General features: G+C 38.1%; 21 protein-coding genes. 17 read left to right on the plus strand and 4 right to left on the minus strand.

The features are described 5' to 3' along the window. The first annotated feature begins 65 nt into the window (after positions 1-65). From BQ7394_RS24870 to BQ7394_RS24950, 17 genes are all read left to right on the plus strand, one after another. Entirely contained in the window at positions 66-359 is a 294-nt protein-coding gene (locus tag BQ7394_RS24870; protein ID WP_075559848.1) for a nucleotidyltransferase family protein, read from the plus strand. Positions 360-550: 191 nt separating this feature from the next. Continuing rightward, positions 551-2,590, plus strand: a complete 2,040-nt coding sequence (gene metG / locus BQ7394_RS24875; RefSeq protein WP_075559849.1) for a methionine--tRNA ligase — start codon at positions 551-553, stop codon at positions 2,588-2,590. 137 nt (positions 2,591-2,727) lie between these two features. Next, positions 2,728-3,891 (plus strand): DegT/DnrJ/EryC1/StrS family aminotransferase, encoded by a 1,164-nt coding sequence (locus tag BQ7394_RS24880; RefSeq protein WP_075559850.1) that lies wholly within the window; start codon positions 2,728-2,730, stop codon positions 3,889-3,891. Then, positions 3,884-4,909 (plus strand): Gfo/Idh/MocA family protein, encoded by a 1,026-nt coding sequence (locus BQ7394_RS24885; protein ID WP_075559851.1) that lies wholly within the window; start codon positions 3,884-3,886, stop codon positions 4,907-4,909. Before BQ7394_RS24880 ends, BQ7394_RS24885 begins: the two co-directional genes overlap by 8 nt. A gap of 196 nt (positions 4,910-5,105) precedes the next feature. After that, positions 5,106-6,035 (plus strand): UDP-glucuronic acid decarboxylase family protein, encoded by a 930-nt coding sequence (locus tag BQ7394_RS24890; protein WP_075559852.1) that lies wholly within the window; start codon positions 5,106-5,108, stop codon positions 6,033-6,035. 21 nt (positions 6,036-6,056) lie between these two features. Further along, complete coding sequence (locus BQ7394_RS24895; protein ID WP_075559853.1) at positions 6,057-7,370, plus strand: UDP-glucose dehydrogenase family protein; 1,314 nt, start codon at positions 6,057-6,059, stop codon at positions 7,368-7,370. 61 nt (positions 7,371-7,431) lie between these two features. Beyond that, the gene (locus tag BQ7394_RS24900) at positions 7,432-8,913 is read left to right on the plus strand and encodes a lipopolysaccharide biosynthesis protein (RefSeq protein WP_075559854.1); all 1,482 of its coding nucleotides are present in this window, start codon (positions 7,432-7,434) and stop codon (positions 8,911-8,913) included. Next, positions 8,910-9,704 (plus strand): DUF5672 family protein, encoded by a 795-nt coding sequence (locus BQ7394_RS24905; protein WP_075559855.1) that lies wholly within the window; start codon positions 8,910-8,912, stop codon positions 9,702-9,704. The genes BQ7394_RS24900 and BQ7394_RS24905 overlap by 4 nt, the downstream gene beginning before the upstream one ends. A 2-nt stretch (positions 9,705-9,706) precedes the next feature. Further along, positions 9,707-10,555, plus strand: coding sequence for an O-fucosyltransferase family protein (locus tag BQ7394_RS24910; RefSeq protein ID WP_075559856.1), 849 nt, complete (start codon positions 9,707-9,709; stop codon positions 10,553-10,555). After that, positions 10,552-11,370 (plus strand): class I SAM-dependent methyltransferase, encoded by an 819-nt coding sequence (locus BQ7394_RS24915; protein WP_075559857.1) that lies wholly within the window; start codon positions 10,552-10,554, stop codon positions 11,368-11,370. The genes BQ7394_RS24910 and BQ7394_RS24915 overlap by 4 nt, the downstream gene beginning before the upstream one ends. 28 nt (positions 11,371-11,398) lie before the next feature. After that, positions 11,399-12,265 (plus strand): glycosyltransferase family 2 protein, encoded by an 867-nt coding sequence (locus tag BQ7394_RS24920; RefSeq protein ID WP_075559858.1) that lies wholly within the window; start codon positions 11,399-11,401, stop codon positions 12,263-12,265. Between the two features lie 29 nt (positions 12,266-12,294). Then, positions 12,295-13,203, plus strand: a complete 909-nt coding sequence (locus BQ7394_RS24925) for a hypothetical protein (RefSeq protein WP_075560242.1) — start codon at positions 12,295-12,297, stop codon at positions 13,201-13,203. Between the two features lie 16 nt (positions 13,204-13,219). Beyond that, the gene (locus BQ7394_RS24930) at positions 13,220-14,296 is read left to right on the plus strand and encodes a glycosyltransferase family 4 protein (RefSeq protein ID WP_075559859.1); all 1,077 of its coding nucleotides are present in this window, start codon (positions 13,220-13,222) and stop codon (positions 14,294-14,296) included. Positions 14,297-14,321: 25 nt separating this feature from the next. Next, on the plus strand, positions 14,322-15,413 hold the full coding sequence (locus tag BQ7394_RS24935; protein WP_075559860.1) for a glycosyltransferase: 1,092 nt from the start codon (positions 14,322-14,324) through the stop codon (positions 15,411-15,413). A 32-nt stretch (positions 15,414-15,445) separates the two neighbouring features. Further along, a complete protein-coding gene (locus BQ7394_RS24940; protein WP_075559861.1) occupies positions 15,446-16,204 on the plus strand; it encodes a glycosyltransferase family 2 protein in 759 nt (252 codons plus the stop codon). A 23-nt stretch (positions 16,205-16,227) separates the two neighbouring features. Then, positions 16,228-18,768 carry a YfhO family protein gene (locus tag BQ7394_RS24945; RefSeq protein WP_075559862.1) on the plus strand — a complete coding sequence of 847 codons (2,541 nt, stop codon included), beginning with the start codon at positions 16,228-16,230 and terminating at the stop codon, positions 18,766-18,768. Next, a complete protein-coding gene (locus tag BQ7394_RS24950; RefSeq protein WP_075559863.1) occupies positions 18,765-19,766 on the plus strand; it encodes a glycosyltransferase in 1,002 nt (333 codons plus the stop codon). The genes BQ7394_RS24945 and BQ7394_RS24950 overlap by 4 nt, the downstream gene beginning before the upstream one ends. Here the strand turns inward: BQ7394_RS24950 and BQ7394_RS24955 are convergent. The 4 genes from BQ7394_RS24955 to BQ7394_RS24970 are packed head-to-tail and all read right to left on the minus strand — an operon-like array spanning position 19,748 to position 22,579. Beyond that, on the minus strand, positions 19,748-20,290 hold the full coding sequence (locus BQ7394_RS24955) for a D-glycero-alpha-D-manno-heptose-1,7-bisphosphate 7-phosphatase (protein ID WP_075559864.1): 543 nt from the start codon (positions 20,288-20,290) through the stop codon (positions 19,748-19,750). The genes BQ7394_RS24950 and BQ7394_RS24955 overlap by 19 nt on opposite strands. Continuing rightward, entirely contained in the window at positions 20,271-20,972 is a 702-nt protein-coding gene (locus BQ7394_RS24960) for a nucleotidyltransferase family protein (protein ID WP_075559865.1), read from the minus strand. Before BQ7394_RS24960 ends, BQ7394_RS24955 begins: the two co-directional genes overlap by 20 nt. A gap of 3 nt (positions 20,973-20,975) precedes the next feature. Continuing rightward, the gene (locus BQ7394_RS24965) at positions 20,976-21,563 is read right to left on the minus strand and encodes a D-sedoheptulose-7-phosphate isomerase (RefSeq protein ID WP_075559866.1); all 588 of its coding nucleotides are present in this window, start codon (positions 21,561-21,563) and stop codon (positions 20,976-20,978) included. Continuing rightward, positions 21,545-22,579, minus strand: a complete 1,035-nt coding sequence (locus BQ7394_RS24970) for a GHMP family kinase ATP-binding protein (RefSeq protein WP_075559867.1) — start codon at positions 22,577-22,579, stop codon at positions 21,545-21,547. Before BQ7394_RS24970 ends, BQ7394_RS24965 begins: the two co-directional genes overlap by 19 nt. Between the last annotated feature and the right edge of the window lie 104 nt (positions 22,580-22,683).

Genomic DNA, 22,683 nt, shown 5'->3' on the forward strand with positions numbered 1-22,683 from the left:
ATTAAGAATATTCTTGCAAATGAGAACGGAATTTCTTTCCTTTGTGAGAAAGTAAGTGTTTGTTTATGAAGACAAAAAAAGAATATATAGAATTGTTACGTAGCTACTTTTTGAATAATGCCAGATATTATGGTGTTGTCCGGATGGCTCTGTTTGGCTCTATTGTTCAAGATGAACAAACTGAAAATAGCGATGTCGATGTAGCTTATGAAGGTGAGGCAAATCTTCTGCTAAGAAGTCGCATGAAACAGGAATTGGAATTATTATTTGGATGTAGAGTTGATCTGGTCCGTTTGAGAGAACAATTATCTGGCTCTACTTTTGGAAAGAGTATATCAAAAGATTTGATATATGTTTGATAAAGAAAGAATTCAGTCTTTGCTTAATCGAATAGAAGATTCTATTATTTAATGTAATAAAGCAAGATTTAGCTCCTTTGTTAATGACTATCCGTCAGATGAGGACTGACTTATAAGTATAATTGATATTTACCTAATTATATTTCGCAAATATTTCCGTACCTTTGCCCCTCAAAAAGAGAACACAAGGTATGGAAAAACAGTTTAAGAGAACGCTGATTACTACGGCGTTGCCGTATGCGAACGGGCCGGTACATATCGGGCACCTGGCTGGTGTATATGTGCCTGCCGATATATATGCCCGTTACCTTCGCCTGAAGGGGGAGGATGTTTTGATGATCGGAGGATCGGATGAGCACGGTGTGCCTATTACGCTCCGGGCTAAGAAAGAAGGAGTTACACCGCAGGATGTGGTGGACCGTTTTCATGGTATCATCAAGAAGTCTTTCGAGGAGTTCGGTATCACATTCGATATTTATTCCCGTACAACCTCGCCTACACATCGTCAGGTAGCCTCGGATTTCTTCCGTACCCTGTATGAAAAAGGGGAGTTTATTGAAAAGACAAGCGAACAATATTATGATGAGGAAGCCAAACAATTCCTTGCCGACCGTTATATAACCGGTACATGCCCGCATTGTGGCAATGAAAAGGCGTATGGCGACCAGTGTGAAGCCTGCGGTACCTCATTGAGTCCGACAGACCTGATCAATCCGAAATCTGCCATCAGCGGTAGCGAGCCGGTGATGAAGGAAACCAAACACTGGTATCTGCCGTTGGATAAACATGAACCGTTCCTGCGTCAGTGGATTCTCGAAGACCATAAAGAATGGAAATCAAATGTATACGGACAGTGCAAGAGCTGGTTGGATATGGGGTTGCAGCCACGTGCTGTAAGTCGTGACCTAGACTGGGGTATTCCTGTTCCCGTAGAAGGAGCGGAGGGTAAGGTGCTTTATGTATGGTTTGACGCACCGATCGGTTATATCTCCAATACAAAAGAGTTGTTACCGGATAGCTGGGAGACATGGTGGAAAGATCCTGAAACAAAGATGTTGCATTTTATCGGAAAGGATAATATTGTATTCCACTGCATTGTATTCCCGTCTATGTTGAAGGCCGAAGGTTCTTTCAACTTGCCGGAGAACGTACCTGCCAATGAGTTTCTGAACTTGGAAGGTGATAAGATCTCAACTTCACGTAACTGGGCTGTTTGGCTGAACGAATATCTGGTGGATATGCCAGGTAAACAGGATGTGTTGCGTTATGTCCTGACAGCTAATGCTCCTGAAACAAAAGATAATGATTTTACCTGGAAAGATTTCCAGGCTCGTAATAATAATGAACTGGTTGCTATCCTGGGTAACTTTGTGAATCGTGCCTTGGTGCTGACAGAGAAATACTTCGAAGGGAAGGTTCCAGCTGCCGGTGAACTGACAGATTATGACCGTCAGACATTGAAGGATTTTGCAGATGTAAAAGCTAATGTAGAACGTTTATTGGATACATATCATTTCCGTGATGCACAGAAAGAGGCGATGAATCTGGCTCGTATCGGTAACAAATACCTGGCTGATACAGAACCTTGGAAGCTGGCGAAGACGGATATGGAACGTGTGGCGACGATCATGAATATATCATTGCAGATCACTGCCAACCTGGCAATTGCTTTTGAACCGTTCCTGCCGTTCAGTATGGAAAAGTTGAATAAGATGCTGAATGTAGAGCCGCTGGGCTGGAATCGTTTGGGTTCAACCGATTTGCTTGAAGCTGGTCATCAACTGGGTAAATCAGAACTTCTGTTCGAAAAAATTGAAGATAGTGTGATAGAGGCACAGATACAGAAGTTGCTGGATACAAAGAAAGCGAATGAGGAAGCGAGTTATAAAGCAAAACCGGTTCGTGAAAATATCGAGTTTGACGATTTTACGAAACTGGATATCCGTGTTGGTACAATTTTGGAATGTACAAAAGTTCCTAAGGCGGATAAGTTATTGCAGTTCCGTATTGATGATGGGTTGGAAAAACGTACGATCGTTTCCGGTATCGCCCAGCATTATGCTCCTGAAGAACTGGTTGGAAAACAAGTTTGCTTTATCGCTAACCTGGCTCCCCGCAAATTGAAAGGTATTGTATCGGAAGGTATGATCTTGTCTGCGGAAAACTTTGATGGTAAGCTAGCTGTGATCACTCCTGAAAAAGAGGTGAAACCAGGCAGCGAAGTAAAATAAAAGAAATAAGCCTTACGTAGAAGGTAAAGGGTGTGTCATCTTGTTTCTGCATGAATGACGCACTTTTTTTATAATAATATGGCTATTGCTGCGTTATTTAAAGCAAGGAAAAACAAAACGGGTGCAAGAATACAAAGATGTTTGAAAAACAGATACAAATGGTCGATTTGCATGGACAATATTATCGTCTGAAAAAGGAGATAGATATTGCAATGCAAGCAGTAATTGAAAGCAGTGCCTTTATCAATGGACCTCAGGTGAGAACCTTTGGAGATCATTTGGCCGGGTATCTGAATATTCCTTATGTGATTCCATGCGGGAATGGAACGGATGCTTTGCAGATTGCATTGATGGCTCTGGAACTACAACCTGGTGATGAGGTGATTGTTCCTTCATTCACATATGTGGCTGCTGCGGAAGTGATTGCCTTATTAGGGTTAACACCGGTACTGGTAGATGTCGATCCGCAAACATTTAATATCGATTCTCGGAAGATAGAGGGGGCGATCTCTCGCAATACTAAGGCTGTTATAGCAGTACATTTATTCGGGCAATCTAGTGATATGGAGCCGCTCCTGAAAATTGCTGAGAGGTATCATTTGTATGTGATAGAAGATAATGCCCAGTCCATTGGCGCTGAATATACTTTTGCGGATGGTCGCGTAAAGAAAACGGGTACAATGGGACATATCGGGACAACATCTTTCTTTCCTTCCAAACCGTTGGCCTGTTATGGGGATGGAGGGGCCTTGATGACCTCCGACGCGGTTCTGGCTAAACGTATCCGTATGATTGCCAATCATGGGCAGGAGCTTAAATATCATCATAAACTGATCGGATGTAATTCAAGACTGGATACTTTGCAGGCTGCTATTTTGGATGTGAAACTGAAATATATCGATGAATTTACGGAAGCCCGCAGGATAGTGGCTGCAAGATACGATGAGGCGTTGTCTTCGTGTGACCTGTTGATTCTTCCGAAGAAATCGGCATTTTCCACTCATGTATATCATCAGTATACGGTTCGGTTGAAGCCTGTTGCCGGTTTCTCATCTATTGCGGAGCAACGGAAGCTTTTACAGGATTATCTGAAAGAGAAAGGTATTCCTTCAATGGTCTATTATCCGTTGCCTTTACAGGCGCAGGATGCTTATAAATGGATGGCGCGTACACCGGGAAGCATTGATGAATCGGCCCGTTTGAGTCAATGCGTTCTGTCATTGCCTATCCATACTGAAATGACAAAAGAAGAACAAGAGTATATAATTGATGCGATAGTCAATTTTAAGTATAATGAATAAGATAAAATTTGCTGTAGTAGGCTGTGGGCATATCGGAAAACGTCATGCCGAAATGGTTACCCGTGATCCGGATGCCGAACTGGTTGCCTTGTGTGATATTCGTCCGCGTGAAGAGTTGGGAATCGATGCCTACGATGTACCTTTCTTTTCTGGTTTGCAGGATTTGTTGCAGAGTAATATTCAGGTAGATGTAGTTAATGTCTGCACACCGAATGGTTTGCATGCCTCTATGGCGGTACAGGCTGTTGAGGCTGGCTGTAACGTAGTAATAGAAAAGCCGATGGCTCTGACATTGGCAGATGCGGAGAAGGTGGTCTATGCCTCTTTGAAATATCATAAGCAAGTGTTTTGTGTGATGCAGAACCGCTATTCCCCTCCTTCTGTTTGGATTAAAGAGATGATCGAGTCCGGAAAATTGGGTAAGATCTATATGGTTCAGCTGAATTGCTACTGGAATCGTGACGACCGTTATTATAAACCGGGTGGTTGGCATGGAGATGCTGCACTTGATGGTGGAACACTTTTCACCCAGTTCTCTCATTTTATCGATATTATGTACTGGTTGTTTGGTGATATATGTAATATTCAGGCTCGTTTTGCTGATTTCAATCACGAAAAGCTGACGGATTTTGAAGACTCCGGCTTTGTGAACTTCAATTTTGTGAACGGTGGCATGGGGAGCTTAAACTATTCTACCTCCGTATGGAATAGGAATATGGAAAGCAGTATGCTGATCGTAGCCGAGAATGGTAGCGTAAAAATCGGTGGACAATATATGAACGAAGTGGAATATTGCCATGTGAAGGATTACGAAATGCCTGAACTGGCTCCGACTAATCCCGGTAATGACTATGGTCCTTATAAAGGTTCGGCCCAGAACCATAACTTCGTAATTCGTAATGTTGTCCGTGTACTTTCGGGTTCAGGCTCGGAAAGTATTACTACCAATGTACTGGAGGGTATGAAGGTGGTGGATATGATACAGCGCATTTACGCACTAAAAGAGCAACAACGTTGATAGTGTAGGTGAGGCTGATGATTATGTGGACATGGACATTTTATAAATATACTTTTTTATGGGGCTAAAATCCCTTCAATTTCCTATCTTTGTGGCAGTTTTGTTATTCTCTGTATGGGACTGACGAACCTTGATGTGTCTTCATTTCTCGAAGATTGTTGAGATATATAGGAAAAACTCAAATTTTACAACTAGCATGAAACAGATTTTAGTTACCGGAGGAGCAGGCTTTATTGGCTCTCATCTTTGTGAACGCCTGCTGAAAGACGGAAACAATGTGATTTGTATGGATAATTATTTTACAGGTTGCAAACAAAATGTTATTCATTTATTGGACAATCCCTATTTTGAACTGGTCCGCCACGATGTGACGTTTCCTTATTACGTGGAAGTTGACGAGATCTATAATCTGGCTTGCCCGGCATCGCCTATACATTATCAGTTCGATCCGGTGAGTACGACTAAAACTTCTGTTATCGGTGCTATTAATATGCTAGGGTTGGCTAAACGTACAAAAGCTCGTATCCTTCAGGCTTCAACGAGTGAGGTATATGGTGATCCGTTCGTTCATCCACAGGAAGAAAGTTACTGGGGGAATGTAAATCCGATAGGTGTACGGAGTTGTTATGACGAAGGAAAACGATGTGCGGAAACGTTGTTCATGGATTATCATAGACAAAATAAAGTAGACATCAAGATTATCCGTATCTTCAATACTTATGGCCCCCGTATGCGGCCGGATGATGGAAGAGTTGTTTCCAACTTCATCATGCAGGCTCTGAAAGGAGATGATATCACCATCTATGGGGATGGAAAGCAGACCCGTAGTTTTCAATATGTGGATGACCTGATTGAAGGCATGATCCGTATGATGGCATCTAAAGACTTCACCGGCCCTGTTAATTTAGGTAATCCGAGAGAATTTACTATGATAGAATTGGCTGAGATGGTCCTTAGAATGACTAACTCAAAATCAAAACTCGTATTTAAACCTCTTCCTGCTGACGATCCTAAACAGCGTAAACCGAATATTTCTTTAGCCAAAGAAAAACTGAATGGTTGGGAACCGAATATTCGTTTGGAGGAGGGTTTGGTAGAGACGATTAAGTATTTCAAAAGTCTTTAATTTTGTATTTGATTATAAATTATGAAAATAGCGATAGTAGGTACAGGCTATGTAGGCCTGGTGACCGGAACCTGTTTTGCCGAGATGGGTACCGAAGTTTTTTGTGTAGACGTAAATACCGAAAAAATTGAGAACCTAAAAAAAGGCATAATTCCTATCTACGAACCTGGCCTCGAAGAAATGGTTCATCGTAACCAGCAGGCCGGCAGATTACATTTTACAACCGATTTGACAGAGTGTCTGGATGAGGTAGAAGTCTTGTTCAGTGCCGTAGGTACACCTCCTGATGAAGATGGTAGTGCAGACTTGAAGTATGTGCTTGAAGTTGCCCGTACTGTCGGTCGTAATATCAAGAAACATATTCTGGTGGTGACAAAGAGTACGGTGCCTGTGGGTACTGCAAAAAAGGTGCGCCAGGCTATTCAGGATGAGTTGGATAAGCGGGGAATACAGATTGAATTTGATGTTGCTTCCAATCCGGAATTCCTGAAAGAAGGAGCTGCGATCAGTGACTTTATGAGTCCGGATCGTGTTGTTGTTGGTGTCGAGTCGGAACGTGCAGAAGAGTTGATGACTCGTTTGTATCGTCCTTTCCTTTTAAATAATTTCCGTGTAATTTTTATGGATGTGCCATCTGCAGAGATGACCAAATATGCTGCAAACGCAATGTTGGCTACCCGCATCAGCTTTATGAATGATGTGGCTAACCTATGTGAAATTGTTGGTGCCGATATAAATATGGTGCGTAAAGGCATTGGTTCAGATAATCGTATTGGCAATCGTTTTTTATATGCAGGTATCGGTTATGGTGGTTCTTGTTTCCCGAAAGATGTGAAAGCATTGATCAATACCGCAAAATTGAATAATTACCCAATGCGTATTCTTCAGGCAGTAGAAGAAGTAAATGATGAGCAAAAATCACTTTTATTCCGTAAATTGGAAAAACATTTTAATGGAGATCTGAAGGGTAAGCGTGTTGCTCTCTGGGGATTGGCATTTAAGCCGGAAACCGATGATATGCGTGAAGCTCCGTCATTAGTTTTAATAGAAAAACTACTAGCCGCGGGTTGTGAGGTGTATGCTTATGATCCGGTAGCTGTAGAAGAAACAAAGCGTCGTATCGGCGACTCGATCCATTATGCAAAGGATATCTATGATGCCGTGGTGGATGCCGATGCCTTGATGCTTGTAACGGAATGGAAAGAATTCCGTATGCCTTCCTGGTCTGCTGTAAAGAAGCTGATGGCTACCCCGTTAGTTCTTGATGGCCGTAATATTTATGATATTAAGGAGATGGAAGGAAATGGGTTTGTTTATCATTGTATAGGAAGGTAATCTTCCTTTTAACTTGAGGTAAAAGGAGCTTGAATTAAAATTGCTTTGGAAATATAAGTAGATGGGAATAGTTATAAGGCAAAGTATAAAAGGAACTATTATAAATTATATTGGGGCCTTTATCGGTTTTCTTACTACTTTCTTTATTCAAACCCGGTTTCTTCGTGCAGATGAAATCGGGCTTTTAAGTGTTATTTATGAGGCAGGAATGATGTTTGCGGCATTGGCAATGTTGGGAACAAATTCTTCTGCAGTACGTTTCTTCCCATATTTTAAAGATGAAAAGAAAAAACATAATGGTTTTTTCTTTTACATGTTATTTCTTCCATTTATAGGGCTATTGATTTTTATACCTTTATATCTTATTTTGCATACGCCAATAAATGATTATTTTTCCAAGAATTCAGCTCTTTTTATAAATTACTATTACTGGATTATTCCTCTAATTTTATTTTTACTGTATTGGATTGTATTTGAATGTTATGCATCATTGCTATTAAAAATTGCTATTCCTAAATTTATTCGTGAAGTAGTTTTAAGAGTATTATTATTGATCATTTATTTATTATATGGCTTAAATATTATAGGAATAGATGGTTTAGTTGGATGCTATATAGGTGTATATGGAATTGGTGCATTATGTTGTTTTTATTATATATCCAGGATAGGAACAGTTTCTTTACGACATGATTATTCATATGTAGAAAGACCTTTAAGGAAACAAGTTTTTAAATATACTGCTTATTTAGTCATAGGTGCTTTAAGTGGAGGTATAGTAGGAAGGCTTGATTTGTTTATGGTAAGTGCTCAGTTGGGATTAGATTATGCTGGTATCTATAGAATTGCATTTTATATTGTAGCAGTTATTGGTATCCCTTCACAATCTATTAGTACGATCGCTTCTCCTTTGGCTGCAGATTTATTAGCAAAAGAAAATTTTAATGAAGCAAATGAGTTATATAAAAAAGTTGCATTACATCAGTTTATTGCAGGTAGTTTAGTGTTTTTATTTATTTGGATTAATATTGATAATATATTTTCTATTATTCCTAATGGAGAGGTCTATAAAATAGGCAAATGGGTCGTTTTTTATATGGCATTGGCAAAGATCATAGAAATTACACTTTCCTTTGGAGGAAGTCTGATCAGTTTTTCTCGGTATTATTATTGGGGATTGTACTTTACTTTCTTTATAACAGGAATAACGATTTTAGGGAATAATCTTTTAATCCCTATATGGGGAGTTACAGGGGCTGCTTTGGCTACTGCTATCACAACTCTTATTTCCTATGGTTTACAGCAATGGTTGCTTTTTATAAAAATAAAAGCAAATCCTTATTCAATAGGATTTGTTAAGCAATTGGGAGTGGTGTTCTTTTTGTGGTTTGCAAATATGGCATTACCAACATTGGAGAATCCCTGGTTTGATTGTATTTATCGTTCAATTCTATTAGGTATTGGAGCAGTCTCTCTCTTGTATATTTTTAAAGTATCTACTGATCTTAATTTGTTGATAAGGAATATTATACGATTAAATAAATGAATATAATTGTCATTCCCGTATATAAGGATGTTTTGGATGCAAATGAGTATAAATCATTATTTCAGTGTTTGAAAGTATTATATAAACATCCAATTTGCTTGATAGGACCGGAAGATCTCAACTATTCTGTCTACAACGAAGTCTTTTCGGAATATGGAGTAAAATTTGATATTGAAACATTTGATTCTAACTACTTTAAAAGTGTGGCAGGTTATAATAAGCTGATGTTGAGTAGGTTTTTTTATGAACGTTTTAGTTCATATAAATATATGCTTATTTATCAGTTGGATGCATATGTCTTTAAAGATGAGTTAGACTATTGGTGCGATAAGGATTATGATTATATAGGTGCTCCGTGGATGAAACTTAGTGGTGAGCTTGATGAAAAAAACAGTGGGAATGGTGGCTTTTCATTAAGAAAGATCGAATCTTTTATTTCATTGTTCGATCATAAGGGTCTTTTGCTATCTCTCAAAGGATTATGTTGTTTTTATCGTTATAGAGGCCCTTTACATAAGCCAATTTGTGTGTTAGCTGGTTTATTGGGTAGGAGAAATCACCTAGAAGATTTTACAGAAACAAATATTGTAAATGAAGATTTACTTTATGCTGTACTAAAGTATAAGAGAGGGCAAAAGTTCAGAATCCCAGAATCAGCAGAGTCGATGTATTTCTCTTTTGAGGAGTCGCCCTCTATGTTATTTGAGCTAACAGGTCATACATTACCTTTTGGATGCCATGCATGGTATAAATATGATTATGTACAATTTTGGAGTAAATATATTTATTAGGCATGAAATCTTTAACATTGGTTCCAATTGGAGGTTTAGCAAATCGTTTTTATGCAATAACATCTGCTATCGCTTTTTGCAGAGACCATGATATAACATTAAGAGTTATATGGTTTAAAGATAAAGGGATGGGCGCTGATTTTCATTCATTGTTTGAATTGTCTGAAACCGTTGATAAACACAAAGTTGAAATTGTTGATGCAAAATGGTTTCATTACTTATATGATAGACCTCGGAAGAAAAATTTGTGGCTTCCTTGGATATGGCAGCGAATTCTGTTTAAATGGCGAAGTTATGAAAAGGATATAACAACAACTTTTAATTTAAGTTTATTAGAGACTGCACTAGATCAAAAAAACTTTTATTTAGTTCATTGTTATGAATTTTATCCAATCTCTGACTTTAATATTCTTTTGTTGAGAAAAGATATTTTCTATGAGGTTAAAAGAATAAGAGCTTCTTTTAGTGGAAATAATGTCGTTGGGATCCATATAAGACGAACTGATAATATTAATTCGGTTAGAAAGAGTCCATTGGAGTTGTTTATTCATTCAATGGACAAAGAAATAGAGTTAGATCCTAAAGTGGTATTTTTTGTGGCTTCGGACTCTTTATGTGAGAAACAAAAATTAAAGAATAGATATGGAGAACATATTTTGACTTATGGAGAAGTAGTTAAAAGAGACAATGAAAAAGGAATTAAAGAGGCATTAATAGAATTATATTTGTTATCAAAAACAGATAGGATATATGGTTCAGCTTCAAGTTCTTTTTCTTTATTGGCAGCCAAGTTATCAGGGATAAGTGTAAAGATTCTTTCGACAGATAATAAATATGAGAATGATAGATGAAAACCTATGGAGATGTTAATTTGATATATACAGAAAACACTTTACCTAATATTCTAAAGTGGGTTTCTCCAAATTCTAAAGTGTTAGAATTTGGACCGGCAATGGGATATATGACTCGATATATGAAAGAAATATTAAACTGTAAGGTGACATGTATCGAACTAAATGTTGATATGGCTAAAGTTGCAAGTCAATATGCTGAACATATGATAGTTGCTAATTTAGACAATGATGATTGGAGTGATCATTTAGATGGAACGTTTGATTATATTATATTGGGTGATGTTTTGGAGCATTTACGAAATCCCAGTCTGATAATAAAGAATTGTATACAATTTTTGTCTCCTAAAGGTTTTATTTTAACTTCTATTCCTAACATAGGGCATAGTTCAATAATATTGAGTTTAATGGATGGTGACTTTGAATATCAAGAGTATGGTCTTTTGGATAGTAGTCATATTCATTTTTTCACTCGGAAGAGTATTAATGCAATGATGAATGATTGTGGATTGATTTGTATTGAAGAGAATAATAATATTAATCCACTCCCTGGAAACACAGAATTTTACAAATTTTATATTACCCACATTTCTGGGATATTTTCTTGCCTCAGAAAAAAAGATACGGCTGTTTATCAGTTTGTCCAAAAATGGGGATTTATTGAATATACTCAAGGACCTAGGCAATTGGAAGGCTATAAATTGTCTTTTAAGAAGTCAATACTTGTTCTGTTAGATGATTTAAATGATTATATCGGTTATCGATTTAACCATAAATTATCATTACCTCTTTTTTTGAAGAAATTATTTAGATAGAGGTCTTGGATTATAAAATAGGGCTGTGATGGAGAAAATAAAAAGAATAGCAGTATTATTGACTTGTTTTAACAGGAAAAATAAGACGGATTTATGTTTGGAGAGCTTTTTTATTGCTATAAAATCGGTCACAGATTTTGTTTTCGATGTTTATTTAGTGGATGATGCTTCCAAAGATGGGACTGCATTATTAGTAAAACAAAAATACCCAATGGTAAACTTAATTATTGGTAGTGGTAGCTTGTTTTGGGCAGGAGGAATGAGATTAGCATGGAAAACTGCCTTAAAGACAGGGAAGGAATATGATGGTTTTCTTCTAATTAATGATGATGTCTGTTTTTTTTCTTCTTTTTGGTATCAGATAGATGCAACTTTGAAATATATAAAACAAAATTATAATAGGTCTGGTATTTGTGTCTTATCGACTGTAGATGAAGCTACAGGGATGATCTCTTATGGTGGATATAAATTGGCAAATAAATTCTTTAAACATAAGACGTTCCAAGTTTTCCCAATGGATATCCCACAAGAATGTCATTTAGCAAATGCTAATATTTTATATGTGCCTAATGATGTTGTTACAAGAATTGGAATTTTGGATTCTAATTTTACACATTCATTAGCAGATTTTGATTATACATTGACGGCTTATAAAAAAGGAATACCTGTATTAGTCGGTTCTGATTATGGAGGATTTTGTATGAATGATCATCCAAGTAAAACTATTGCTAATACATTGAGAAAAAGAATTCGTGATTTATATGATATAAAAGGATTAGCTTTAAATGAATATTTATATTATTTAAATAAACATTTTTGGTGGAAGGCTCCATATGCTTTTATTATTCATTGGATGAAGGTGTTTTTTCCTTGCTTTAATGAAAAAAATCGTTGAATTTCAAATTATAATTATTGACCAATTTTATGTATAATACTCCCATTCTCTTTTTAATATTTAATCGTCCAGAGACTACAAAGCAAGTTTTCGAAAGAATACGACAGGTAAAACCTTCAATTTTATATATTGCGGCTGATGCTCCTAGGAAAAATCGTCCTGACGAAATACTACGATGCCAGGAGACTCGTGAAATAGTGAGCCATATTGATTGGCCTTGTGAACTAAAGACATTATATAGAGATCAGAACCTTGGATGTAAAAATGCAGTGTCTTCTGCAATAACTTGGTTTTTTGAGCAAGAAGAATATGGAGTAATTTTAGAAGATGATTGTTTACCTGACTTATCCTTTTTCTATTTTTGTGAAGAGCTTCTTCTTAAATATAAAGATGATAATAGGATTGGGCATATTGGGGGAAATAACTTTTTTCGTGGAATTGTAAAGGATAATTTGAGCTATGATTTCTGTACATTTTCTCATATATGGGGGTGGGCTTCTTGGAGAAGAGTATGGCAACACTACGATGTGAACTTTTCTTATTGGAATGAAGCTTTGAAAGAAAAATATAGAATGAATTCACTTTTCAATAATCTTTTGGAAAAAATATATTTTTCATCGTTTATATCTGATACTTTAAAAGGTGATAGGGGAATTAACACTTGGGATGTGCAATATTTGTTTATGCTTAGAGTGCAAAATCAATTATCTATATATCCTAAGGTAAATCTAGTTACGAATATAGGGCTAAATGATCCTAATGCAACGCATACAACTAAAAAAAATAAAAAAAGTTATATTTTATCAGAGCAAATACAATTTCCCCTAAGTCACCCTAAGTATATTCTTTCTAATAAATTAATAGATAAGACGACTGTATGGAAAAACTTTTTTTCTTATAAACGTTTAATAAGATATTTGCTAAAAAAGAATTTGTAATATTAATATTTTGAATATGAGGATATTATATGATCATCAAATGTTTTCTTTTCAAAAATTTGGTGGAGTAACTCGATATTTTTGTGATTTAATGACTAATTTGCCTGAAGGATATGAATATGAATTGCCAATTCTGTTTTCAGAAAATCAATATTTGTCGAATGAATTATTTTCTGGATGTAAAAAAATTCCTTGTATATCTTCATTTAGAGTAAAAAGACGTATTTATTATTTTTTCAATAACTCTTTGTCAAAGAGGGTCATTGGTTCAAATACTTATGATTTGTTTCATCCAACTTATTATGATACCTATTTTCTTAAAAAGATAAAGAGACCTTTTGTATTAACGATCCATGATATGATTCATGAAAAATATCCGAAGTATTTTAAACCATATGATAATACATCGGAGCAAAAGTTCTTATTGTGTAAGAATGCAGCTCATATAATTTCGGTAAGCGAAAATACCAAAAAAGATTTAATTGATTTATTTGGTATTCATCCAGAAAAAATATCTGTAGTTTATCATGGATATTCTCAATCTGATAGTTTAGAAGAGCCTCTCTTCAATAATTATATTTTGTATGTGGGTGAGCGTAAGGGATATAAAAATTTTTATGGTTTCATTGAGGCCATTATACCATTACTATTAAATGAACCTGATTTGAAAATTGTTTGTACAGGACAATTTTTTGCTTCAAAAGAGATTGCTCTCTTTAACAAATGGAAAATTTCTAATCAATTATTTCACTTAAGTGCATCAGAAAAACAGTTAGCATCACTTTATAAATATGCATTGTTTTTTGTGTATCCATCTTTATATGAGGGATTTGGTATACCTATCTTAGAAGCATTTAAGAATGGATGTCCTGTATGCCTAAGTAATTCTAGTTGTTTTCCAGAGATAGCAGGTAATGCGGCATGTTATTTTGATCCTTTAAATAGTGATTCTATATTGGATGCAGTAAATAAACTGTTAACTAATAAAGAATATGTTCAGCAACTAAGAATTCAGGGGAAAAATAGATTGGATTTATTTTCTTTAAATAAGATGGTTAGGGGTACCTGTGATGTCTATGAGAGAATTAGGTGAATTTTGATGTAATAGTACTTACTTGATGAATGTTTTTTTTTATTTTGGAAATCCTTTAAAAGGAGAACAAACTTTTTATCCATTTATCTGTTTAGCAGAAGGATTTGAAGAACTGGGAGTTTGCTGTTATGCAGACTTTGATAATTGCTTGAAAGGTGTAAGCCTAGATTATCTTATAAAGCATAGTAATAGTTTTAAAATGCAGGAAGCTGATATTATTTTTGTACATAATGAATTTTATAAAAATCCGAATGCAGACAATATTCTCTTAAATTTGAACAAATCCCCAAGAAATTTTATAACTGTTTTTATTGATGAAAGTGATGGGGTTAGAACTCCGGGCTTTAATAAAGGAGCTCGTTCATGTGATTATGTACTAAAATGCCACTATAATGAAAAGTACAATTATCCGATAAATTTTTATCCTTGGCAATTTGGTTTGTGTAATAGAGTTTTAAATGCTGTATCTCCATTAATTTATAGTGAGAGAGAGAATCAGATACTTGTGAATTTTAGGGCCAAACATCAATTGCGTGATTATGTAAATGATCTTATTCAGCCAATTTTTTCAAAATATATGTATTGGAATACTGATTATGATGCATTTTCATCGAAGGATTTGGGCGGGGATGACCTCTTGTTTTGGAAACAAACAGGTGCAAGACATTATCCCCAATATTATAAGAAGTTATCTATGAGTTCTGTGTGTGCATGTTATGGTGGAGTTTTTGCTATTCCGATAGGAAATCATAATAAATATACAGCTAAGATAGTGCGTGAAATAAATGATATTTTTCATGTTTATGAATGGGATAGAGTTCGTCAATGGGACTCTTGGAGGTTATGGGAGGCTTGGGCCGCAGCTTGTTGTGTTATTCATATTGATTTGGAAAAATATGGATGTGTTTTGCCTGTAATGCCTGAGAATGATAAACATTACATTGGTATAGATATTAAGAATATTAATAAATTAAAGACTCTACTTGCCAGAGATTCGGAAAGGCCCAAAGAATCATCTTTGTTAGGAGAAATAGCAGCAAATGGGCGGGAATTTGTTTTAGAAAATTATGCTCCGAAAAAAGTAGCAGAACGACTGTTAACCATGGTTGGTTTTTAATATTCTGTTTTTTTATACTTAAGTTAGTAGGCATGCAACAACCAGTTTTTTCAATCATAACAATTACATATAACGCTTCCCGTTGGGTGGAGTCGACCATTTTGAATGTGTTGAGCCAGTCGTATCCGAATATTGAATATATTATTATTGATGGAGGGTCGACCGATGGTACTGTAGACATTATCAAACAATATGCTTCCGGACTCTCTTATTGGGTCAGTGAACCGGATAAAGGTATATATGATGCTATGAACAAAGGGCTCCAAAAGGCTACAGGTGATTATGTGTGGTTCATTAATGCCGGAGATTCTTTGTATACTTCTGATACTGTACAAAGTGTTGTGAATTTAATCCAAAAGAAGAAAGTTTTACCAGATATAATATATGGTGAAACAATTATTGTTGATGAAGATGGTAAATCATTGGGAAGGCGAAGATTGAAGGCTCCTAAAAAACTTACATGGAAAAGTTTCAGGATGGGGATGTTAGTTTGTCACCAGTCATTTATAACAAAACGTACTATTGCTCCGTTATATGATTTAAAATATCGTTATTCGGCTGACTTCGAATGGTGTATCCGATGTATGAAAAGTGCACATAAGATATATAATATGCGAATGAACCTTGCTAACTTTCTGGATGGAGGCGTAAGTACAACCCAACGGAAAGCCTCTTTAAAAGAGAGGTACGATATTATGTGTCAGTATTACGGAGTAGTGTCGACGTCATTATTCCATCTCTGGTTTGCTATACGTTTTTATACGGCTAAATGGTTCAAAGGAAGAGTATAAATAATATATTATAGATTACATATATGCATAGTGTTGTAAAAAATGTGGGTAAGCATGTTGCTGCCCTGATCTTATTTTTAGGGTTAGTAATGGTTTATTTTTCTCCAGCTGTATTTGATGGCAAGGTTATCATGCAGGGAGATAATATAAAAGCAACGGGTATGGGGGCAAGCCAGGTTGATAAATACGCAAAGACCGCCGAGCCCGGAGAATTTAGCGTTTGGTCGGATGCTATGTTCTCGGGTATGCCCTATGGTCCTGGATATGGTAATCCAGCACCGGAATTGCCCTCTTATAGTATTATAGATGGTTGGTTGAAAAAAGTAGGGTATGGAGATGCTGCCATGGTTTTTGTTGGCTTGGTTTGTTTTTATCTTTTGATGTGTATCATGGGGGTAAACTGGTGGCTGGCAATTGCTGGGGCTATCGCATTTGCCTTTGCTTCTTATAATATTATTATTATTGAAGCGGGACATATAGTAAAAGCCTATGTTATTGGATATATGCCTGTTACTTTAGCTGGAATGTTCCTGTTATTCAAGCGTAAATGGCTATGGGGAGCCGTGCTGTTCCTTCTAGGTGTTGCGTTTTCTTTATATAATGGACATATTCAGATTACTTATTATTTAGTACTACTTTGTTTATTCATTTATCTGGGATATGCAATAAAGATGTTTAAGCAAAAGGCGTATGGTGAATGGCTGAAATGTTCATTGATTATGGCTGGCTGTGTTGTTCTGGCTGTGTTGCCTAATGCAAAACATATGTACTCAAACTGGGATTTAGGTCAACACTCTATTCGTGGCGCATCTGAATTGACTCCTAAAGCAGATGAAACGGGAAAAGTGGAGAAGGCTTCTACCGGTCTGGATAAAGATTATGCCTTCCAGTGGAGTTATGGCTGGAAAGAATTGCTTACTGTTTTGGTGCCCGACGTATATGGCGGCGGATCGGGAGGAACCTTAGATAGCTCTTCTGAATTGTACAAAGAGCTTAAAAAGAACGGTGCACAAGTAGGGAAGGAAATACAGACTTATACTTATTGGGGAGATAAGCCATTTACATCCGGTCCGGTTTATTTTGGAGCGTTGGTTTGTTTCTTGTTTGTGCTGGGGATGTTTGTGATTCGTAACCCAATGAAATGGTGGTTGTTGGCGGGTTCCATCTTTTTGACCTTTCTGGCTTTGGGAAGGAACTTCGATGCATTTAATGATATCATGTTCCATTATTTACCATTATACAATAAGTTCCGCACAGTGGAAATGGCGTTGGTAATACCTGGGCTGGTGTTCCCGCTTGTCGCTATCTGGGGCTTGAAAGAAATCTTTGCGGAAAAGGTTGAGGAAGCACGTTTGAAAAAGAGCTTTCTTTGGTCCCTGGGAATAACTGGTGGCCTTTGTTTAATACTGTGTCTGATGCCGTCGTTGTTATTGAATTTTCATTCGGCATACGATGCTCAATTCCAGAATCAGGTTCCGGAATGGTATTATACTGCGTTATTGATGGACCGTGCTTCATTGGCTTCTGCTGATGCGTTACGTTCTTTGATCTTTATTCTTTTAGGTGCCGGACTGCTTGTGTGGTACTGGAAATCGAAGAATAAGCAGGCGACAGCTATGTTTGTGAGTGCAGGTATTGCTCTGTTAATCCTGGTTGATCTGTGGACTGTGGATCGTCGCTATTTGAATGATAGCAATTATGTGAAAGAAACGGCACAGGAATCATATAAAGAAAGTGTTGCAGATAAAGAGATTTTCAAAGATACAGACGAGTCATTCCGTGTATTCGGTTTGAATAATCCCTGGCAGGATACAAATATCTCTTATTTCCATCATTCTATTGGAGGGTATCATGCAGTTAAATTGCGCAGATATCAGGAGTTGATCGATCATCGTTTGGATGGCGAGTACAGGAATATTATCGGAGCATTGCAGAAAGCGCAATCGGTAGAGGATATCATGTCGGTTCTGGCTGCATCACCTTCGCTGAATATGTTGAATATGCGTTATATTATCTATAATCCAGATCAGGCTCCGATCCGTAATCCGTATGCTTTTGGTAATGCTTGGTTTGTAAATAAGGTGGAGATTGTAGATAATGCAGATGCGGAGATAGAAGCTTTAAATGTGATCAATCCGTTGGAAACAGCAGTTGTAGATAAACGCTTCGCTAAGGATTTGGAAGGTTTTACTCCCCATCGGGACTCTACGGCAACGATCGTGCTTGAGAAATACCGTCCTAATCGTCTGACTTATAAAACTAAGGCTGATTCTGAACAATTGGCTGTTTTTTCAGAGATATACTATCAACCGGGTTGGAAAGCTACGATTGATGGAAAAGAAGCCCCTCATTTCCGTGCAGACTGGATATTACGTGGAATGTTGGTGCCGGCAGGAGAACATACAATTGTTTTCGAATTCCGTCCTGAAGCTTATGTAACGGCAGCTTATGTATCGTCTTACAGCTCTTTCTTAATTTTATTGCTGTTAATAGCAGCAGTTGGCTGGTCTGGATGGAAGTACTGGCAGCAGAGTCGTAATACTACAGATATAAAAGATAAATGATAACTTACTCGATCATAATTCCCGTATATAACCGTCCCGTTGAAGTTCGCGAATTGTTGGACAGTCTGTTGTTGCAGACATTCAAGGATTTTGAAGTCTTGATCATAGAAGATGGCTCTGTTATCCGGTGTGATGAAGTAGTCAAGGAGTATGCCGATCGGTTGAATGTACGTTATTTCTTTAAACCCAACTCAGGAAGAAGCTTAACCCGTAATTACGGGATGGAGCGTGCTGAAGGGAAATATCTGGTCTTTTTCGACTCGGATTGTATTATTCCGGAAGATTATTTCCAGAAAGTGACGGACTATTTGAAAGAAACAAATGCCGATTGTTTCGGAGGGCCTGACAGGGCGCATTCCTCTTTTTCTTTGATGCAGAAAGCAATCAGTTATTCGATGACCTCTTTCCTTACTACCGGTGGGATACGTGGTAGTAAAAAAGGGTTGGAGAAGTTCGTTCCGAGAACATTTAATATGGGATTTTCCCGGGAGGCTTATCTCAAGGTTGGCGGATTCAAGGATATGTTCGGAGAAGATATAGATTTAAGTACACGTATCCGGAAGGCCGGGTTTTCCGTGGAGTTATTTCCGGATGCCTATGTTTATCATAAACGCCGTGTGAGTCTGAAATCCTTTTACAAACAGGTTTATGTGTTTGGAATGGCCCGTGTGGATTTATATCTGATGCATCCGGAATCATTGAAGTTGGTTCACTTGCTCCCTGCTGTATTTGTCTTGGGAGTATTGTTTCTGTTGATTTCTTCGTTTATTTGTCCTTGGGCATTATTACCTTTAGGCATCTATATTCTGGCCTTATTCCTGGAATCATTATGGGTAAATAAGAGTTTATCCATTGCCTTGCTTTCTATCGTGACCAGTTTTATCCAGTTAGGAGGTTATGGTAATGGTTTTATTTATGCCTTTGTTCGTAAGGTCATCCTTAAACAAAAGGTAGATGTGGAGGCAGAGTTGAAGAAGCATTACAAGAAAAAAGCCTGAGCAAAACTTAATAGATCAGTATAATGGGCCTGGTAGAGTGTTTTTGAAATCTCTCCCGGGCCATATTTATTTCCGATAAAAACGCCTGTAATTCCGGCATTCTTTGCAAAGAGCATATCGCTGATACTATCGCCTGCCATAAAGCTACGGGAGAAATCGATATCCGGAAAATCCTGCTTCGCCTGAAGGGCCATACCGATATTCGGTTTCCGGCTTTTATGGGAATCGCTGGTGGCCGTACAAACATATATATTATCAATTCTTCCTCCGCGAAGGGCTATCGTAGCCAACATAGATGCGTGTATCTCTTCTAATGCATCCATGCCCATAACGCCTTTACCGACACCACGCTGGTTGGTGACGATCACAATATGATCGAACAGTGGTGAGAGGAGCCTGAGTGCTTCCAATGTTCCTTCGATAAATATAAACTCGTCCGGTGATTTGACATAATCATGCGGACGTTGTTTGTTTATAACCCCGTCCCGGTCCAGGAATAGCGTACTATATTGGGTATTTACCATCTTTAAAATCACTTTGAGCACGTTCGTAATCTTCGGGAATACCGATGTCAATAAAGTAACCTTCCGATATATATCCGGAAAGGGTAGAAGTATGGACTGTCGTTTCAAAGAAATCCTTCTCTAATGAGAATTTATCAGGGAAATTCTTTAACTCATGGCGGTTGATCAGATAGATTCCTCCGTTGATAAGCCCGGATTCACAATATTGTTTTTCGTTAAAGCATAGGATACGGTTGGCCTGCGGTTCTATATCGACAACGCCATATCTGTCAAACTTCTCCATCTTTTTCAGGGCGACCGTTGTACTGGCGTGTGTTTGTTTATGCAGGTCTTGCATTTCCGGATAGTTGACGCCGAAGAAAGTATCTCCGTTTAAAATAAACACCTCGTCTGTTGTCGCTTTCGATAAGGCCAGTTTCACGGCTCCTCCTGTACCCCGCGGAGTATCTTCGATTACCGTAGATATCTTGACCGGAAAGGGATTTGTCCCGATCCATTCCTCGATAATTTCATGTTTGTATCCTAAGGCAAGGATAATATGCTTGAATCCGGCCTTAGTCAATGCAGTGAGTAGGTAATACAGGAAAGGATGTCCGGCAACTGGTGCCATACATTTAGGAACGTCCGATACTACACTTTGTAGCCGGGTTCCCATTCCACCTGCCAGTATGATACACTCCATATGTTACTTTTTTCCGAATATCTCTTCTTCTACCAGTTCACAAATGATATGTCCGATTGTGATATGAGCCTCCTGGATACGTGGTGTATCGGTGGAAGGAACATTGACCAGAAGCTTAGACAGTTCACGCATGCGGCCTCCGTCAGCTCCTGTGAAGGCTACAGTGGTGATCGCTTTCTCGTGGCAGACCTTGAATGCATTCACGATATTGGTGGAATTGCCCGAGGTGGATAGGCCGATCAATACATCGCCGGCTTTGCCTATACCCGAAATCAGCCGTGCATAGATGATGTCGAAACTGAGATCGTTGGAAACAGCTGTGATATATGAAGAGTTACAGTGTAAAGCCTCAGACGGCAAGATATCCCGCTCAAGATAGAACTTACCGGAGAACTCGGCAGCCAGGTGCTGTGCATCAGCGGCGCTTCCTCCATTGCCACAAAAGTAAACCCTACCACCGTATTTGAAGCAGGTAACAATGGTTTCCGTAATTTGCGCAATCATATCCTGCAACTTCTCATCCGCCAGGATTTGGCCGATAACGTCGTAATGTTGCTCCAAACGCTTTCTGATTATTCCTTTACTGTCCATGTGTTGAGTCCTTTCTTACAAAATTCAAATTGTTGTATGCGTCCGATATTCATCTTGCTTAATGCTTCGGATACTTTGTAGCAGCTATTTCCGGGACAATAGAAGAACATAAATCCTCCTCCTCCGGCACCTGAGATTTTCCCACCTAACGCACCGTTAGACAGGGCGGTTTCGTATATATGATCTATAAATTCATTCGAGATGTTACGGGCCATTTTCTTTTTATTGGTCCAGCTCGTGTTGAGGGCTTTTCCCAGTTCGATCAGTTCATCCCTTAACAGACAGTTCTTCATGCGGAAGGCTTCATGTTTTACATTATGCATCGCTTCCAGCGAATCGTTTTTGTTGTTTTTGACGTTCTCGGCCTGTTCTTCGATGATCTTGCCGGAACAACGTTGCTGTTCGGTATAGAAAAGAACCGTGTTCATCGCCCATTCCTGCAGGATATCGTCGCTGATGCGGAGCGGGTTGACAATGACTTTGTCGTCTTCCAGGAACTCCATGAAATTAACACCTCCGAAGGTCGCTGCATACTGGTCCTGCTTGCCTCCAGCCATATTCAGGTCGATGCGTTCGATTTCGTAGGCGTAATGAGCGATGTCATATTTACCTAGCGGTAGTCGCAGCCATTCGGTAAATGCTCCGAGGATAGCGACAACAAGGGTGGAGGAGGTGCCTAGCCCGGAACCGGAAGGTACATCCATCTGGGTGATCAGTTCGAAGGAAAGCGGTTTCCCGTTGTTATATCGGGCAACGATCGAGTTGTAGATACCCCGTTGCAATAACAAACGGCCTTCCAGCGGCAGCTGGCTTACTGCGTCAAACTCTTCCGTAATGTTTTCGTTGATGTGGACGAGCCGTATCTTCCCATTATTGAGCGGACGAATGGTCGCATGGGCGTATAGGTTGACGGTAACGTTGAGGATGGCACCGCCATAGAGGTTTGAGTAAGGAGATACGTCTGTTCCTCCTCCGGCAATTCCCAGTCTGAAAGGTGCTTTACTTCGGTATAACATATAGGTAATTGAATCTTATTTATTGCATGGAAATACCATGTAATACTGAAAACGTTGTTTTTGCAGTCTTATTATAAGGATCTTAGAAGAACTGCAAAAACAAC

The organism is Parabacteroides timonensis, assembly GCF_900128505.1.
GTDB classification, from domain to species: Bacteria; Bacteroidota; Bacteroidia; order Bacteroidales; family Tannerellaceae; genus Parabacteroides; species Parabacteroides timonensis.